Source organism: Rhodopseudomonas palustris, assembly GCF_034479375.1.
GTDB classification, from domain to species: domain Bacteria; phylum Pseudomonadota; class Alphaproteobacteria; order Rhizobiales; family Xanthobacteraceae; genus Rhodopseudomonas; species Rhodopseudomonas palustris_M.
In genome coordinates, this window is the sequence record NZ_CP140155.1 from 4,019,577 (window position 1) to 4,037,043 (window position 17,467).

Annotated in this window: 15 protein-coding genes; 10 read left to right on the forward strand and 5 right to left on the reverse strand. The window is 67.6% G+C overall.

Going from position 1 to position 17,467, the window contains the following annotated elements:
* Nucleotides 1-31 precede the first annotated feature (31 nt).
* Complete coding sequence (locus SR870_RS18120; RefSeq protein ID WP_322514918.1) at nt 32-253, reverse strand: ChaB family protein; 222 nt, start codon at nt 251-253, stop codon at nt 32-34.
* 243 nt (nt 254-496) lie between these two features.
* Between SR870_RS18120 and SR870_RS18125 the strand changes: the two genes are divergently transcribed.
* Together SR870_RS18125 and SR870_RS18130 are read left to right on the forward strand one after the other, a co-directional pair.
* On the forward strand, nt 497-1,231 hold the full coding sequence (locus SR870_RS18125) for a protein-L-isoaspartate(D-aspartate) O-methyltransferase (RefSeq protein WP_322514919.1): 735 nt from the start codon (nt 497-499) through the stop codon (nt 1,229-1,231).
* Nucleotides 1,232-1,372: 141 nt separating this feature from the next.
* A complete protein-coding gene (locus tag SR870_RS18130; protein WP_322514920.1) occupies nt 1,373-2,197 on the forward strand; it encodes a universal stress protein in 825 nt (274 codons plus the stop codon).
* 175 nt (nt 2,198-2,372) lie between these two features.
* Here SR870_RS18130 and SR870_RS18135 read toward each other — a convergent pair whose 3' ends face one another.
* Nucleotides 2,373-3,656 (reverse strand): alpha-glucosidase/alpha-galactosidase, encoded by a 1,284-nt coding sequence (locus SR870_RS18135; protein ID WP_322514921.1) that lies wholly within the window; start codon nt 3,654-3,656, stop codon nt 2,373-2,375.
* A gap of 261 nt (nt 3,657-3,917) precedes the next feature.
* Between SR870_RS18135 and SR870_RS18140 the strand changes: the two genes are divergently transcribed.
* The 5 genes from SR870_RS18140 (at nt 3,918) to SR870_RS18160 (ending at nt 11,950) form a co-directional block, all read left to right on the forward strand.
* Nucleotides 3,918-4,856 carry a 1-phosphofructokinase family hexose kinase gene (locus tag SR870_RS18140; protein ID WP_322514922.1) on the forward strand — a complete coding sequence of 313 codons (939 nt, stop codon included), beginning with the start codon at nt 3,918-3,920 and terminating at the stop codon, nt 4,854-4,856.
* Nucleotides 4,857-4,966: 110 nt separating this feature from the next.
* Nucleotides 4,967-7,303, forward strand: a complete 2,337-nt coding sequence (locus SR870_RS18145; RefSeq protein ID WP_322514923.1) for an FdhF/YdeP family oxidoreductase — start codon at nt 4,967-4,969, stop codon at nt 7,301-7,303.
* A 284-nt stretch (nt 7,304-7,587) separates the two neighbouring features.
* Nucleotides 7,588-8,850 carry a glucose-1-phosphate adenylyltransferase gene (gene glgC, locus SR870_RS18150; RefSeq protein ID WP_322514924.1) on the forward strand — a complete coding sequence of 421 codons (1,263 nt, stop codon included), beginning with the start codon at nt 7,588-7,590 and terminating at the stop codon, nt 8,848-8,850.
* Nucleotides 8,847-10,295, forward strand: coding sequence for a glycogen synthase GlgA (glgA, locus tag SR870_RS18155; RefSeq protein WP_322514925.1), 1,449 nt, complete (start codon nt 8,847-8,849; stop codon nt 10,293-10,295). The genes glgC and glgA overlap by 4 nt, the downstream gene beginning before the upstream one ends.
* A 113-nt stretch (nt 10,296-10,408) precedes the next feature.
* A complete protein-coding gene (locus SR870_RS18160) occupies nt 10,409-11,950 on the forward strand; it encodes a S10 family peptidase (protein ID WP_322514926.1) in 1,542 nt (513 codons plus the stop codon).
* Between the two features lie 400 nt (nt 11,951-12,350).
* Here SR870_RS18160 and nth read toward each other — a convergent pair whose 3' ends face one another.
* Complete coding sequence (gene nth / locus SR870_RS18165) at nt 12,351-13,112, reverse strand: endonuclease III (protein WP_322514927.1); 762 nt, start codon at nt 13,110-13,112, stop codon at nt 12,351-12,353.
* A gap of 22 nt (nt 13,113-13,134) precedes the next feature.
* Here nth and SR870_RS18170 point away from each other — a divergent pair, with 22 nt between their 5' ends.
* The 3 genes from SR870_RS18170 to gpmI all read left to right on the forward strand — a co-directional run bounded on the left by SR870_RS18170 (nt 13,135) and on the right by gpmI (nt 16,220).
* The gene (locus SR870_RS18170; protein WP_322514928.1) at nt 13,135-13,650 is read left to right on the forward strand and encodes a DUF2244 domain-containing protein; all 516 of its coding nucleotides are present in this window, start codon (nt 13,135-13,137) and stop codon (nt 13,648-13,650) included.
* Between the two features lie 57 nt (nt 13,651-13,707).
* Nucleotides 13,708-14,604, forward strand: coding sequence for a bifunctional helix-turn-helix domain-containing protein/methylated-DNA--[protein]-cysteine S-methyltransferase (locus SR870_RS18175; protein ID WP_322514929.1), 897 nt, complete (start codon nt 13,708-13,710; stop codon nt 14,602-14,604).
* 101 nt (nt 14,605-14,705) lie between these two features.
* Complete coding sequence (gene gpmI / locus SR870_RS18180; protein WP_322514930.1) at nt 14,706-16,220, forward strand: 2,3-bisphosphoglycerate-independent phosphoglycerate mutase; 1,515 nt, start codon at nt 14,706-14,708, stop codon at nt 16,218-16,220.
* A 33-nt stretch (nt 16,221-16,253) separates the two neighbouring features.
* Here gpmI and dapB read toward each other — a convergent pair whose 3' ends face one another.
* A complete protein-coding gene (gene dapB, locus SR870_RS18185; RefSeq protein ID WP_322514931.1) occupies nt 16,254-17,069 on the reverse strand; it encodes a 4-hydroxy-tetrahydrodipicolinate reductase in 816 nt (271 codons plus the stop codon).
* A gap of 78 nt (nt 17,070-17,147) precedes the next feature.
* A complete protein-coding gene (locus SR870_RS18190) occupies nt 17,148-17,459 on the reverse strand; it encodes a DUF1330 domain-containing protein (protein WP_322514932.1) in 312 nt (103 codons plus the stop codon).
* Between the last annotated feature and the right edge of the window lie 8 nt (nt 17,460-17,467).

The following is a 17,467-nucleotide window of genomic DNA, read 5'->3' on the forward strand; positions in this document are numbered from 1 at the left end:
CCGGCGGCGCAAGCCGGCGACGGAGTCGCGGTCAGCCCGGCTCCCGCGCGACCCAGCGTTCGTCCTGTTTGCGATACTGCTTCTTCACCGCCGCCCAGGCGACGCGATGCGCGGTGCTCTCCTGCTCCTCGGCGCCGCGGTCGGCATATTCGGCGAACGCGCTGTTGAAAGCGACCAGATAGATCTCCTGCGCGTGCAGCGGCAGCCGCACCTGCAGCGACGGGGGAAGATCGTCGGTCGAGCTGTAAGGCATCCCGCTCTCCTCGCCGCGCGCGCCCATCCGCGCGGGCAGCGACGGCCGCCGAACCCGCGGTGGCCGGTTCGTTGTTGCGGCGACGCTCGCATCCGAATGCGGCGGCGTCGCGTCGCCGCGGAACCGCCTGCGGCGCCGGCTTGATCCGGATCAATCGAGGCGCGGCCGGGCGCTCCTAACATCTCGGCCGGCTCGGATGGTGGTGGCGAGCTTCGCCGATGGCGACGATCAGGGGAGGTTGCGATGGCGGCTTCGGGCTCCCGGCATCCACCGATCAGCAATGATGCGACCGACTTCGCCGCGCAGCGCGAGCGGATGGTCGCGCAGCAGATCGTCGCGCGCGGCGTGCGTGATCCGCTGGTGCTCGACGCGATGCGCCAGGTGCCGCGCGAGGCGTTCCTGCCGGAGCGGACCCGCGATCTCGCTTATGACGATTCGCCGCTGCCGATCGGCTGCGATCAGACCATCTCGCAGCCCTACATCGTCGCCGCCATGATCGAGGCGCTGCAGTTGAAAGGCGGCGAGCGGGTGCTCGAAATCGGCGCCGGCTCCGGCTATGCGGCCGCGGTGCTGGCGCGGATCGCCGGCGAAATCATCACCATCGAACGCATCGGCGCGCTCGCCGACAGGGCCGCGGCGACGCTCGCCGCGCTCGGCATCGGCCATGTGCAGGTCCGGCAGGGCGACGGCTCGCGCGGCTGGCCGCAGCGCGCGCCGTATGATGCGATCGTGGTGGCGGCGGCCGGGCCGCATCCGCCGGAATCGCTCAAGGCGCAGCTTGCGATCGGCGGCCGGCTGGTGATGCCGGTGGGCGCCGATCAGCGCGCCCAGAAGCTGCTCCGGCTGACGCGCACGGGCGCCGACGACTTCCGCTGCGAGCAACTCGCCGACGTCCGCTTCGTGCCGCTGGTCGGCGACGAAGGCTGGGCGTCGCCCGCGCCGGACCAGGCCGGACCGACCATTGCGGAGAGCAAATGAGGCATGCACGGCGCGACGCTGCGGCCCGGCCATTTCGTTCCGCGGCAGTGCTATACAGCCGCATCGGCGCACGGCCGCGCACCGCGGATCGATCGCCAGCGGCCGCAACGACAACCGACCAACACCAGGGGGAGCACGACCATGATCAAGGATCTCATCGTCAATCTCGAACGCAACCCGTCGCGCGACGCCGTCGGCAGCGTCGCCATCGCGATCGCGCGGATGTTCGACGCCCATGTGTCGGGCGCCTGCTTCGCCTATGAGTCGCTGCCGAGCTTCACGATGCCGGACTTCCCCTCCGACGTGATGACCAAGATGCTGGCGGAGAGCGAGACCGCGGCCCGCGGCGCCGTCGAACGCTTCGAGGCCGCCTGCAAGCGCGAGGGGGTCTCGGCCGAGCATCATCTGCTGGAGACGCCCTACGGCACCTCGGGCCGGTTTCCGCGGATGGCGCGGCGGTTCGACCTGTCGGTGATCATGCAGTCCGATCCCGAGAACGCCGACAACGACATCCTGATCGAACAGGTGCTGTTCGATTCCGGCCGGCCGGTGCTGATCGTGCCCTACATCCAGAAAGAACCCGTCAAGCTCGACCGGGTGATCTGCTGCTGGGACGGCAGCCGCGCCGCCACCCGCGCGATCAACGATGCGCGACCGTTGCTGCGCCGCGCCGGCGCGGTCGAGCTGTTGATCGTGCGCGACCACAAGGTCCGCGACCAGAACGAGCTGCGCGGCATCGAGATGGCCAACCATCTGGCGCGCCACGGCATCAAGCTCGACATCAAGATGATCACCTCGCCGGATATCGGCGTCGCCGGCACCATCCTGTCGCATGTGGCGGATTCATCCGCCGACCTCTTGGTGATGGGCGGCTACGGCCATTCGCGGCTGCGCGAATTCGTACTCGGCGGCGTCACCCGCGAGATGCTGGCGTCGATGACCGTGCCGGTGCTGATGTCGCATTGAGGGCGGCGGTTCGCTTGCCGCGATCGACGCTTCTGTAGATCGTTCACGCTGCAAACTGCACCGTCATGGCCGGGCTTCGTCCCGGCCATCCACGACTGTCCCGCCGCTGACTCGGCAAGTCGTGGATGCCCGGGACGAGCCCGGGCATGACGTGTTGAAAGTCAGTGCCGGCCCCTCACGCCACGCAGCTCCGGATATACGGCCGGTTGATCTCCCACAGCTCGTCGAGAATCTGTTCGGCGGCAATGGCCGAGTTGACCACCGGGTCGATCAGCAGCGCCTGCAGCGCCAGCTCTTTGGACGCGTGCATCGCCGCCTCGACCGCGAGCTGCTGCACATTCGCCTGCATCGACATCAGCTTGGCGACCGGGTCGGGCAGCGGCCCGAGCGACACCGGATGCACGCCGGCGGCGTCGACCGTCACCGGCACTTCCACCGCGAGCTCCGCCGGCAGATTCGGGATGACGCCGCGGTTCATCACGATGCCGGATTCGACGAAGCGCTTCTGGTCGTGCAGCATCGCGGCGATCACCGCGGCGCCGCGCTCGCCCGACGGCTCGGTCCACCACGCCGGCACCGGCATCGTCCCGGCCAGCACGCCGTCGATCTGCGCGAGGGTTTCGACGCGGCTGCGTTCGTCGCCGGCGAAATCATAGCCGCGCTCGCCGGCCTCCCAGCCATAGGCCAGATATTCGCCGAGATGATCGTCGCTGCAGGTCAGCCAGTGGCCGAAGGCACGGTACAGCCGCCGCGTGAAGCGCCACGCGTTCGGATCGAAGCGTTGCTCCGCCTCGCGCAGCCGCGGCGCGAGGTCTTCGCCGGTAAGGCGATCGCGGATCTGCAGCAGGCACTGGAAGTGATTGAGCCCGGCGCCCCACACCTCGACGCGCTCGCGCGGCAGTCCCATGATATCGGCGACCGCGTCGCGGCCCATGAAGATGCCGTGACACAGGCCGATGCAGCGCACCTTCGAATAGCGCCCGACCGCCAGCACGATCCGGCTTTCCGGATTGGAGTAGTTGAGGAACAGCGCGTCCGGGCACAGCTCCTCGATATCGCGGATGAAATCGAACACCAGCGGCAGCGTCCGCAGCGTGAAGAACAGCCCGCCGGGGCCGCCATTCTCGCCGAGCGTATGCCGGATGCCGTGCTTCTTCGGCACCTCGAAATCCTGCCTCCACAGCCGGTTGCGATCGATCGCGGTGGCGTTGACGACGAAGCCTGCGCCGTCCAGCGCGGCGCGGCGGTCGGTGGTCTGTTCGATCACGAAGCCGGCGCCGGTCCGCTCGTTCAGCAGCTTCGCCAGCTCGGTCATGGTGCCGAGTCTGGCGGCGTCGAGCCCGACCATCACCAGCGTCGCGCCGCGCAGCTCCGGCGTCGCGAACAGGTCGCGCAACATGCTGAGGCCGAATGACGCACTGCTGGCGCCGAGGAAGACGATCTTGGTCGCTTTCGCCATGGCCCGATCGATCCCCCTCGGCGATGAGCCGCCAATGGCGGCGCTACCATCGTCATCCGTCCAACGCGCTGCGCGTTTGAGTCGCGTGCAACCGCCCGCCGTGCAGCAGTAAGAGTGGAGCGCACATCGACGACGCGGCGTTGACGTGCGTCAACGGCGTTCGCTGCCAGCCGCGTGACATTGCGACGTCTGCCCGACGTCCCGTCGGGGCGTCCGCTCGTCCGTCGATTCCCCGCAAGCCAGCACTGGAGACCTTCCGCGATGGTCGAACTCGTGACCCTCACGCCCAATCCCGCCATCGACCTGTCGACCTCGGTCGCCCGCATGGTGCCGAGCCGCAAGCTGCGCTGCGCGGCGCAGCAGCGCGATCCCGGCGGCGGCGGCATCAATGTGGCGCGGGTGGTGAAGCGGTTCGGCGGCGACGTCGAGGCGATTTATCCGGCCGGCGGCTTCACCGGCCGGCTGCTGCGCTCGCTGCTCGACCGCGAGCAGATCCCGAGCCGCATCATCGAGGCTGTGGCCGAGACCCGCGAGGATTTCTCGGTTACGGAATCCGAAACCGGCGAGCAGTTCCGCTTCGTGCTGCCGGGCGAGGCATTGGCCGAGGGCGAATGGCGCGGGCTGCTGGAAATTCTCGGCGGAACCGACCCGGCGCCGAAGATCGTGGTCGGCTCGGGCAGCCTGCCGCCGGGCGTGCCGCATGATTTCTACGCCCAGGCCGCCGCGGTGGCGAAGCGGATCGGCGCCAAGTTCTTTCTCGACACCTCGGGCGACCAGCTCGTCGCCGCGCTCGACCACGGCGTCACGCTGATCAAGCCTAACCTGCGCGAGATGCAGGAGCTGGCCGGCCGGCCGCTCGCCAACGAGCACGACTGGATCGCCGCCGCACGCGAGCCGATCGCGGCCGGCAAGGTCGAGATCGTCGCTCTGTCGCTCGGCCATCTCGGCGCGCTGCTGGTGACGAAGGACAAGGCGCTGCGCTCGCCGGCGCTGCCGGTCGCGCAGGTCTCCACCGTCGGCGCCGGCGACAGTTTCCTCGGCGCGATCGCCTTCAGCCTGGCGCAGGGGCGGCCGATCGAGGACGCATTCCGGCTGGCACTCGCCGCCGGCTCCGCCTCGCTCACCATGCACGGCACCGAATTGTGCCGCCCGGCCGATGTCGAACGGCTGAGCGCCGAAGTCGTGATCCTGCCGCTGTAGAGTCCGCCGGCGCTCACATTGCGCGGAGCGGCGACGGCCGCTCCGGAACCGTTGTGGGGACGGCCGGTTGTGTTCCGCGACGCCGCATTGCGCGTCGCGAGGAGCGCGGCATGGCCCAGGACGATACTCAGCTCGATACTCAGGTCGACACCCGAATCCACGAAGCCGACCTCCCCGACTCCGAGCGGACCGTCGAATATGACGGCCCGGCCGGCGGCTGGGGCTCGCTGCAGGGCATCGCCAGCATCTTCGGCAAGGAATGGAATACGCCGACGGCGATCGAAACGCTGATGCGCCAGAACAAGCCGAAAGGCTTCATGTGCGTGTCGTGCTCCTGGGCCAAGCCGGCCGATCACCACACTTTCGAGTTCTGCGAGAACGGCGCCAAGGCGACGCTGTGGGAATTGACCAGCAAGCGCTGCACGCCGGAGTTCTTCGCCGAGCACAGCGTCACCGAGCTGCGCGGCTGGGCCGATTACGACCTCGAGATGCAGGGCCGGCTGACCGAGCCGATGCGCTACGATTCCGCGACCGATCACTACGTGCCGTGTTCGTGGGACGAGGCGTTTCAGGGCATCGCCGAGCATCTGCGCTCGATCGATCCGAAATCGGCCGTGTTCTACGCCTCCGGCCGCGCCAGCCTGGAGACGTCATATCTCTACGCGCTGTTCGCCCGGCTGTACGGCAACAACAATCTGCCCGACAGCTCCAACATGTGCCACGAGACCACCTCGGTGGCGCTGACGAAGCTGATCGGCGTCGGCGTCGGCACCGTGGTGTTCGACGATCTGTCGAAATGCGACGCGATGTTTTTCTTCGGCCAGAATCCCGGCACCAACAGCCCGCGCTTTCTGCATCCGCTGCAGGAAGCCGCCAAGCGCGGCGTGCCGATCGTGACGTTCAACCCGGTGCGCGAGCGGGCGCTGGAGAGCTTCGTCAATCCGCAGAGCCCGACCCAGATGCTGACCGGCAGCGAAACCCCGATCTCGTGCCAGTACCACCAGCTCAAGGTCGGCGGCGACATCGCGGCGCTGACCGGGATGTGCAAGCACGTGTTCGCGGCCGACGACGCCGCGAAGGCGAGCGGCGCCAGGCGCGTGCTCGACGTCGACTTCATCGAAGCCCACACCCACGGGCTCGACGTCTTCAAAGCCAAGGTGCGCGCCACCTCGTGGCAGCAGATCGAAGCCGAATCGGGGCTGACCCGCGCGGCGATCGAAGCCGCCGCCGACGTCTATGTGAAGGCCGAGCGCGTCATCGGCGTCTACGGCATGGGCCTGACCCAGCACGTCCACGGCTTCGACAACATCGCGATGCTGCTCAATCTGCTGTTGCTGCGCGGCAATATCGGCCGCGAGGGCGCCGGCATCTCGCCGGTGCGCGGCCATTCCAACGTGCAGGGCCAGCGCACCGTCGGCATCGCCGAAAAGCCCGAGCTGGTGCCGCTCGACAAGATGGCCGAGCAGTTCGGATTCTCACCGCCGCGCGACAAGGGCATGAACACGGTCGAGGCGTGCCACGGCCTGCTCGAGGGCAAGGTCCACGCCTTCATCGGCCTCGGCGGCAATTTCATCCGCGCCATCCCCGATCAAGGCGCGCTGGAGAAGGCCTGGACGCGGATGCAGCTCACCGTGCAGATCGCCACCAAGCTCAACCGCAGCCATCTGGTCAACGGCCGGTCGGCCTATCTGCTGCCCTGCCTCGGCCGCACCGAGCAGGACATCCAGGCTTCGGGTCCGCAGGCGGTGACGATGGAGGATACGTTCAGTTGCATCCAGGGCTCGATCGGGCTGCGCACGCCGGCGAGCGAACATCTCATGTCGGAGCTGGCGATCATCGCCGGCATCGCCAAGGCGACGCTGCCGTCGAACCCGAAGGTGAGGTGGGACGACTGGGTCGGCGATTACGGCCTGGTGCGCGACCTCATCGAGGAAAGCTATCCGGACATGTTCCACGACTTCAACGCGCGGATGTTCACGCCGGGCGGGTTCTACAAGGGCAACGACGCCCGCGAGCGGATCTGGCAGACCGAAAGCGGCAAGGCCGAATTCACGACTCCGGAGGTGCTCAACTCGATCGGCTTCGACGACGCGCCGGGGCGCTACCGGCTGCTGACGATGCGCTCCAACGACCAGTTCAACACCACGATCTACGGCATGAGCGACCGGCTGCGCGGCATCGAGGGACGGCGCGACGTGCTGCTGATCAATCCGGACGACATCGCCCGCCAGGGCCTGCGCGACGGCCAGATGGTCTGGCTGGAGAGCGACGCCGAAGACGGCGTCCACCGCGAGGTCGGGCCGCTGAAGGTGACGCCGTTCAGGCTGCCGGACGGCTGCCTCGGCGGTTATTATCCGGAGATGAATCCCTTGATCGCGCTGACGCATCACGACAAGGAGTCCAAGACGCCGGCGAACAAGTCGGTGCCGGTGCGAATTCGGGCCTGAGCCACGGCATGCAGGCCCGTCAGGCCGAAGCCTCGCCTCGCGAATCGCCGCATGGAGCGATTCAAAGCAAGTCTTTGCGGCATCGCAAATCATGACATGCGAATTGCAGTACTCGGCAATGCGACGTCATTTCGCCGCGCCGGCTGTTGCGCCGCGCCATTGCAAGGCTTCACCGCCTCCGCCACACTGCGGCGATGCAATATGGCACGGCTTCACGGGCAGTCCGGACGCGTCACATCGGCTGAACCGGAACGCCCGTCATCGACGGCACTTTGAGAGGCTTCATGAGTAACGGTGTTACCGCTCCGCTCGCCCGCCACGCCATGGCCTATGTGCTGGCAGGAGGGCGAGGAAGCCGGCTGATGGAGCTGACCGACCGCCGCGCCAAGCCGGCGGTGTATTTCGGCGGCAAATCGCGGATCATCGATTTCGCGCTGTCGAACGCGTTGAATTCCGGCATCCGCCGCATTGCGGTCGCGACGCAATACAAGGCGCACAGCCTGATCCGGCATCTGCAGCGCGGCTGGAACTTCTTCCGGCCGGAGCGCAACGAGAGCTTCGACATCCTGCCGGCGAGCCAGCGCGTCTCAGACGACATGTGGTACCGAGGAACTGCTGACGCGGTCTATCAGAACATCGACATCATCGAGAGTTATGATCCGAAGTTCATCGTGCTCCTGGCGGGCGACCACGTCTACAAGATGGACTACGAGAAGATGCTGCAGCAGCACGTCGACGCGGGCGCCGACGTCACCGTCGGCTGCCTTCAGGTGCCGTGCGCCGAGGCGTCGGGGTTCGGCGTGATGCACGTCAATCCGGACGGGGTGATCCACACCTTCCTGGAAAAGCCCGCCGACCCGCCGTCGATTCCCGGCAAGCCCGGCATGTCGCTCGCCAGCATGGGCATCTATGTGTTCGACACCAAATTCCTGATCGAGGAACTGAAGCGCGACGCCGCCGACCCGCATTCGTCGCACGATTTCGGCAAGGACATCATCCCCTATCTGGTCGCGAACGCCAAAGCGGTGGCGCATAATTTCGACAAATCCTGCGTCCGCTCGCACGCCGAGGCCAACAGCTACTGGCGCGACGCCGGCACCGTCGACGCCTATTGGGCGGCCAATATCGACCTCACCGACATCGTGCCGCAGCTCGATTTGTACGACCGCGAATGGCCGATCTGGACCTATGGGGAGATCACGCCGCCGGCGAAATTCGTCCACGACAAGGACGGCCGTCGCGGCGAGGCGGTGTCGTCGCTGGTGTCGGGCGGCTGCATCATTTCGGGCGCGTCGCTGAGGCACACGCTGCTGTTCACCGGCGTGCGGGCGCATTCCTATTCGCAGGTCGAAGGCGCCGTGATCCTGCCCTATGTGGACATCGCGCGCTCGTGCCGGCTCAAGAACGTGGTGGTCGACGCCGAAGTGCGGATTCCGCCCGGGCTGGTGGTCGGCGAGGACCCCGAACTCGACGCCAAGCGATTCAGGCGCACCGACAACGGCATCTGCCTGATCACCCAGCCGATGATCGACAGGCTCGACCAATGAGCGCGCTGACGGCGCTGTCGATCGCGTCGGAAATCTTCCCGCTGATCAAGACCGGCGGCCTCGCCGACGTCACCGGCGCGCTGCCGACGGCGTTGAAGGCGCACGGCATCGCGATGCGCACGCTGGTGCCGGGCTATCCGGCGGTGCTGGGCGGCATCGAGGACCCGCAACAGGTCCACAGCTTCGCGGATTTCTTCGGCGGCAGCGCGCGGCTGCTGACGGCGCGGTGCGAGGAGCTGGAGCTGCTGGTGCTCGACGCGCCGCATCTCTATGTCCGCCCCGGCAATCCCTATGTGGGCCCGGACGCGAAGGATTGGCCCGACAACGCATTGCGCTTCGCCGCGCTGGCGCAGGCCGGCGCCTGGATCGGGCAGGGCCTGCTGCCGGGCTATGCGCCGGACATCCTGCACGCCCACGACTGGCAGACCGGGCTGGTGCCGGCCTATTTGCGCTACAGCGGCCGGCCCGGGCCGAAATGCGTCTTCACCATCCATAATCTGGCCTATCAGGGCCAGTTTCCTGCCGATCTGCTCGAACGGCTCGGGCTGCCGGAGCGCGCCTTCAGCCTCGACGGCGTCGAATATTACGGCAGCATCGGCTATCTGAAAGCCGGGCTGCAGCTCGCCGACCGCATCACCACGGTCTCGCCGAGCTACGCGCTCGAAATCCAGGGCCCGGACGCCGGCATGGGCCTCGAAGGTCTGCTGCGGCTGCGTGCCGGCCGGCTCAGCGGCATCCTCAATGGCATCGATACGGGGGTGTGGGACCCCGCGAGCGACGAACTGATCCCGGCGACCTACGACGTCGAGACGATCGGCGCGCGCGCCCGCAACAAGCAGGCGCTGCAGGCCCGGTTCGGCCTGCGCAACGAACCGGACACGCTGCTGTACGGCGTGATCAGCCGGCTGTCCTGGCAGAAGGGCCTCGACATGCTGCTCGAGGTGCTGCCGGGAATGCTGGCGGAGGGCGCGCAACTCGCGCTGCTCGGCTCCGGCGACACGCCGCTGGAAGAGGGTTTTCGCACCGCCGCGCTGAAATATCCGGGGCAGGTCGGCGCGGTGATCGGCTATGACGAAGCGCTGGCGCATCAGATCCAGGCCGGCGCCGACGCGCTGCTGGTGCCGTCGCGGTTCGAGCCCTGCGGCCTGACCCAGCTCTGCGCGCTGCGCTATGGTGCGGTGCCGGTGGTGGCGCGGGTCGGCGGCCTCGCCGATACGGTGGTGGACGCCAACGAGATGGCGATCGCCACCGGGGTGGCGACCGGCGTTCAGTTCTCGCCGGTGACCGCCCAGATGCTGGCGAAAGCGCTGACGAAGACCGCCGCGCTCCACGCCGACCACGCCACCTGGCGCAACCTGCAGATCAACGGCATGACCACCGACGTGTCGTGGAAGAACCCGGCGCAGCATTACGCCCGGCTGTATCGCGAGCTGATCGACGCCTGAGCAGCGCGCGCTGTCGCCAATCCGACGCAGTTCTGCGCTCAACTCTCCTGCCGAACAATCGACCGCCTTGTGTGCAGGCTGCGCGTGGCGGCGGTCGTGCCGAAGGAGATGGAATGCCGATGTCGCCTTGGTCCGCCTGCCGCGTCGCGCTGGCGGCGCTGCTCGTCACAACCGCAACGCTCGCGCCGCTCCACGCGCAGGACGCGTCGCCGCTGGCCGCCGCGCAGGGCAAGGCCGACACAGGCGGATCGCAAGGCAAACCCGCGCCCTCCGACGCCGAGCAGCACCGGCTGCCCGCCGATTCGACGACCAGGCACACGCTGGCGCTGCCGGGCCGCAGCCTGTCCTTCACCGCCACCGCCGGCTCGATCCGGCTGTTCAACGACAAGAACGAGCCGCAGGCCGATATCGCCTACACCGCCTATCAGCTCGACAACACCGAGGCGCGGATGCGGCCGGTGACCTTCCTGTTCAACGGCGGGCCCGGCGCGTCCTCGGCCTGGCTGCAGCTCGGCGCCGCCGGGCCGTGGCGGCTGCCGATGTTCGGCGATGCCGCGGTCGCCTCGGCGACGCCGGCGCTGCAGCCCAACGCCGAGACCTGGCTCGATGTCACCGATCTGGTCTTCATCGATCCGGTCGGCACCGGCTACAGCCGCTTCGTCGCCAGCGGCGACGACGTGCGCAAGCAGTTCTATTCGGTCGACGGCGACGTCGCCGCGACCGCGCTGACGATCCGGCGCTGGCTGGAGAAGCACGACCGGCTGCTGTCGCCCAAATACGTCGCCGGCGAAAGCTATGGCGGCATCCGCGGCCCGCGCGTGGTGCGCGATCTGCAGACCAAGCAGGGCATCGGCGTCAAGGGTCTGATCCTGGTGTCGCCCTTGCTCGACTTCCGCGAATATTCCGGATCGAGCCTGCTGCAATACGTAGCACGGCTGCCGACCATGGCGGCGGCGGCGCGGCAGCGAAAGGGTCCTGTCACCCGCGCCGATCTCGCCGATGTCGAGAGCTACGCGCGTGGCGAATTCATCACCGATCTGATCAAGGGCGAAGCCGATCAGGCCGCGACCCAGCGCCTCGCCGATCGCGTCGCGGCGTTGAGCGGGATCGATCCCGCCGTCAGTCGAAGGCTCGCCGGCCGGCTCGATACCAGCGAGTTCCAGCGCGAGTTCGACCGCGCCAATGGAAAGGTCACCGGACGGTTCGACGCCTCGGTGCTCGGCCAGGACCCGTTCCCGGATTCCAGCGACGCGCAGTTCAGCGACCCGTCGTCGGAATCGCTGATCGCGCCGCTCACCAGCGCCGCGATGGAGCTGACCCGCAACACGCTGCAATGGCGCCCGAGCGGCTCGTATCATCTGCTCAACGGCGCGGTGTCGCGGCAATGGGATTTCGGCCGCGGCCGCAGCCCGGTGGAATCGCTGACGCAGCTCCGCGAAATTCTCGCGGTCGACCCGAAGCTGCAGGTGCTGGTGACGCACGGCCTGTTCGACCTCGCCACGCCGTATTTCGGCAGCGTCGTCGCGATCGATCAATTGCCGCCGTTCGCGTCGAAGCGGATCAAGCTCGTCACCTGGCCCGGCGGCCACATGACCTACGCCCGCGACGACGCACGCAAAGCGCTGCGCAACGAAGTCGGAGCGATGATGAAGTAGCAGCGACGATTATTATCAGAGCCGTTACTCCGAGACGCTCGCCACTCACACAGCGCCGTCATCCTGAGGAGCTCGCCCGTTGGGGCGAGCCTCGAAGGATGCGGACCCGCGCGCAAGCCGCGCATCCTTCGAGGCGCGCAACAGCGCGCACCTCAGAGCCTGACTGAAAATGCAGGCCGCAACAGCAGTCGTTTTCGCAGTTCATTCACTCCGTCATGGCCGGGCTTGTCCCGGCCATCCACGCCTTGCTTGCGGCCTGCGCTGCAGGACGTGGATGCCCGGCACAAGGCCGGGCATGACGAGTTGAAACGAAAGCGCCCGATTTCATTGGCCGCATTTTCGGCCAGGATCTCGGGATGACGGCGTGCGCGCGGGTCGGCAGCGCACCGAACACGCGGAACTACACCGTCTTCTCCGGCCACCTGCACAGGTCGACGATCAGGCAGACCTCGCAACGCGGCTTGCGGGCCAGGCAGGTGTAGCGGCCGTGCAGGATCAGCCAGTGGTGGGCGTGCTGCATGAACTGCGGCGGGATCGCTTTCTCGAGTCCGAGCTCGACCGCGAGCGGCGTGTCGCCGGGCGCCAGCCCGGTGCGGTTGCCGACGCGGAATACATGGGTATCGACCGCCATGGTCGGCTGCCCGAACGCCATGTTGAGCACGACGTTGGCGGTCTTTCGCCCGGCGCCCGGCAGCGTCTCCAGCTCGGCGCGCGTGCCTGGTACTTGCCCACCAAAGTCGGTGATCAGTTTTTGCGACAGCGCAATCACGTTCTTCGCCTTGGTGCGAAAAAGGCCGATGGTCCTGATATGCTCCCGCACCCGCTCTTCGCCGAGCGCCAGCATCTTCGCCGGCGTATCGGCGATCGCGAACAGGCTGCGCGTCGCCTTGTTGACGCCGGCGTCGGTCGCCTGCGCCGACAACACCACCGCGACCAGCAGGGTGAACGGGTTGAGATGTTCGAGCTCGCCCTTCGGCTCCGGGTTGGCCCTGGCGAATCGGGTGAAGGCCTCGCGAACCTCGTCGGAGGTCCAGCGGCGGAGGCGTTTTGGCGGCCTCGCAGGTTTGCCTCCGGTTTGCGTCGCGTTTGCCGCAAGGCTTTTCGGGGTCTTGGCGGGTGTTTCGGCAGCCGGTGCAGCCACGCGGCGGGTGATTTTGGGCATGGATGAGGTATAATATTCCGCAATGACGACAGGAACCGATCTTGAGCCGAAATGGGCCGAGCCGAAACTGTTTTCGGCGCTGCTGAAGCCGCATCGCGCCTTGAGTCACAAGGCTTTTCTCGTGCTGATGGGGTTTCTCGGCACGATCAGCTTCGCCGCCGGCCTCGGCTTCTGGATGATCGGCGCCTGGCCGGTGTTCGGCTTCTTCGGTCTCGATCTGCTGGCGATCTATATCGCCTTCAAAGTGGTGTTCGCCCGCGGTCGCGCCAGCGAGGAAATCTCGATGACGATCAGCGAGTTACGAGTGCGCCGCACGTCGCCGCGCGGGCAGGTGGTGGAATGGGTGCTGAACCCGCTCTGGGTGCGGCTGGAGAAGATCGTCCACGCCGAGTTCGGCATCGAGCAACTGTATTTGGTCTCCAGCGGCCGCCGCGTCAGTATCGCGAGCTTTCTCGGCGCTGAGGAAAAGGCGAGCTTCGCCAATGCCTTGACGGCCGCGCTGGATGCCGCCCGACGCGGCCCGGTGGTTCAAGCCTGATCCGGAGAGCTCTGAAAACGGGTGGCCGCGGCCGCTGCGGCAGGTAACATCGGCCTCATGATGAACCTCGCCATCGCCGACCATGTTCCCGCCAAGCCCGGCCCCCGCGACACCGCGCTCGCCGACTACGACGCGGTGCGCCGCGCCATCGCGTTCATCTCGCAGAAGTGGAAAGCGCAACCGACCGTCGAGGCGATCGCCGACGCGGCCGGGCTGACGCCCGACGAACTACACCATCTGTTTCGCCGCTGGGCCGGGCTGACGCCGAAGGCCTTCATGCAGGCGCTGACGCTCGACCATGCCAAATCGCTGCTGCGCGATTCCGCCAGCGTGCTCGACGCGGCATTGGACTCCGGCCTGTCCGGTCCCGGCCGGTTGCACGATCTGTTCGTCACCCATGAGGCGATGTCGCCGGGTGAGTGGAAGAGCGGCGGCGCCGGGCTGACGCTGCGCTACGGCTATCACCCGTCGCCGTTCGGCACCGCCGTGGTGATCGCCTCCGAGCGCGGTCTCGCCGGCCTCGCCTTCGCCGATCCCGGCGGCGAGGAGGCCGCTTTCATGGACCTGCAGCGACGCTGGCCGCGCGCCACCTGCATCGCCGACCAGGACTTCACCGCGCCCTTTGCGCAGCGCGTGTTCGACCCGGCGCAATGGCGGCCGGAGCAGCCGCTGCGGGTGGTGCTGATCGGCACCGATTTCGAGGTCCGGGTCTGGCAGACGCTGCTGAAAATCCCGATGGGACGGGCGCTGTGCTACTCGGACATCGCCGGCCGGATCGCCGCGCCGAAGGCGTCGCGCGCGGTCGGCGCCGCGATCGGCAAGAACCCGATTTCATTCGTGGTGCCGTGCCATCGCGCGCTCGGCAAAGGCGGCGCGCTCACCGGCTATCATTGGGGCCTGACCCGCAAACAGGCGATGATCGGCTGGGAAGCGGGGCGGCTCGGGGCGGGCTGACCCTCCGGCCGACCGATTGACGGGGGCGGGCCGCGACCATAGGTGTGAGGGGCGCCGAAACAGCCTCGAGGCGCGCGCCCACACCCAGGAAAGTCTTTGCCATGCAGTCCCGCCGTCCCGTCATGCTCGTGATCCTCGATGGTTGGGGATGGCGCGAGGACCCGGCAGACAATGCCGTGCTGCAGGCCAACACCCCCACCTTCGACGCGCTGTGGACGGGCGGCCCGCACGCCTTCCTGCGCACCTCCGGGAAATCGGTCGGGCTGCCGAACGGCCAGATGGGCAATTCCGAGGTCGGCCACCTCAATATCGGCGCCGGCCGGGTGGTGATGCAGGATCTGCCGCGGATCAGCGACGCCATCGCCAGCGGCGAGATCGATCGGGCGCCGGAATTGCTGGCCTTCATCGAGAAGCTGCGGGCCAGCGGCGGCACCTGCCATCTGATGGGCCTGGTGTCACCCGGCGGCGTGCATTCGCTGCAGGACCATGCCGTTGCGCTGGCGAAGATTCTGGCGAAAGCCGGAATCCCGACGGTGCTGCACGCTTTCACCGACGGCCGCGATACGCCGCCGAAATCTGCCGTCGACGACATCGCCCGGCTCCGCGCCGACCTGCCGCCGAGCGTGCCGATCGCCACCGTCAGCGGCCGCTATTATGCGATGGACCGCGACAACCGCTGGGAGCGCGTCGGCAAGGCCTACGGCGTGATCGCCGAGGCTGACGGACCGCGCTTCGCGGACGCGGATGCGGTGATCGCCGCCGGCTACGCCTCCGGCGTCAATGACGAGTTCATCGTTCCCGCCGTGGTCGGCGACTATCAGGGCATACGCGACGGCGACGGCGTGCTGTGCTTCAATTTCCGCGCCGATCGGGTGCGCGAAATCCTCGCCGCCCTGCTCGACCCGGCGTTCGCAGGCTTCCCGCGCAAGCGCGTGCTGAAGATCGCGGCCGCCGCCGGCATGACGCAATACAGCAACGCGCTGGATGCGCTGATGCGCACGATCTTTCCGCCGCAGAGCCTGGTGAACGGCCTCGGTGAGGTGGTCGCTGCCACCGGCCGGCATCAGTTGCGGATGGCGGAGACCGAGAAATATCCGCACGTCACCTACTTCCTCAACGGCGGCGAGGAAGTGCCGTATCCCGGCGAAGACCGCATCATGGTGCCCTCGCCCAAGGTGGCGACCTATGATCTTCAGCCGGAAATGTCCGCGTCTGAGCTGGGCGACAAGGCCGTGCAGGCGATCGAGTCCGGCAAATACGACCTGATCGTCCTCAACTTCGCCAATCCCGACATGGTCGGCCACACCGGCAGCCTGCCGGCGGCGATCAAAGCGGTCGAGACGGTCGACACCCAGCTCGGCCGCATCGTCGCGGCGATCCGCGCGTCCGGCGGCGCGCTGCTGGTCACCGCCGATCACGGCAATTGCGAGATGATGCGCGATCCGGTCACCGGCGGCCCGCACACCGCGCACACCACGAATCCGGTGCCGGTGCTGCTGGTCGGCCACGACGGCCCGCTGGCGGACGGCCAGTTGTCCGATCTCGCCCCGACGCTGCTGAAGCTGATGGACCTGCCGCAGCCGGCGGAGATGACCGGCACATCGCTGATCGGCTAATACGGCTCGGGCGAAGCGCTATCCGCTACGCCCTCAGAACTCCGCGAGCCCGAGCACGTCCATCATCGAATACAGCCCAGGCTTCTGGCCGTGCGCCCATTGCGCCGCCTTCAGCGCGCCATGGGCGAAGATCATGCGGTCCTCGGCCTTATGGGTGAGCTCGATCCGCTCGTAAGGCCCGGCGAAGATCACGCTGTGGTCGCCGGTGACGGTGCCGCCGCGCAAGGACGCGAAGCCGATGTCGCCGGACTTGCGCGCGCCGGTGAGGCCGTCGCGGCCGCGCGCCGAATGGCTGTCGAGATCGACCTGGCGGCCGGCCGCGGCGGCTTCGCCGAGCAGCAGCGCGGTGCCGGACGGCGCATCGATCTTGGCGCGGTGATGCATTTCGACGATCTCGATGTCGAAATTGTCGCCGAGCGACTGCGCCACACGCTTGGTCAGCGCCGCCAACAGATTGACGCCGAGGCTCATATTGCCGGACTTCACCACGATCGCCTGCCGGGTGACGCTCTGGATCACCGCATTGTCGGACGACGACAGGCCGGTGGTGCCGATCACATGGACGATGCCGCGTTGCGCGGCGATCGCCACATTGGCGATGGTCGCGCCCGGCACGGTGAAATCGAGAATGCCGTCGGCGTCGGCGGACAGCTTCCACAGGTCGGCGGACAGCATGACGCCATTGGCCGGCAGACCTGCGAGCACGCCGGCGTCCTGACCCAGCAGTTCCGAGCCGGGCGCTTCCAGCGCGCCAGTGAGCACGACGCCTTTTGTTTCGGAAATGGCGCGCGTCAGCGCGCGGCCCATCCGGCCACCGGCCCCGGCAACGATCAGGCGCATATCGGACATCGGCTTGCGATCCTTTGACAGGCCCGCGGTATAGCCGGGCGAGAAGGGCCCGGCAACTGAGCGAAAGCAGGCCGAGGTTCAGCCCTGCGGCTGCGGCCCGTCATAACCCTCGACGATGACGATCTCGCCCTGCGCATAGGGCGCGCGGGCCTTGATCAGCGCCTGATACTCGGGCGAGTGATAGCAGGCGAGCGCGGTGGCGTAGTCCTCGAACTCGATCACGACGTTGCGCGAGCGCGACGGGCCTTCGTGCGCCTCGTAGGTGCCGCCGCGCGTGAGAAACTTCGCGCCGTATTTGGCGAACACCGCGCCGTTGTGGGCGACATAGTCGCGCTTGTAGCTGTCGAGATCGTGCACATCGATCCGTGCGACCCAATAGCCCTTGGCCATGGTTCTTT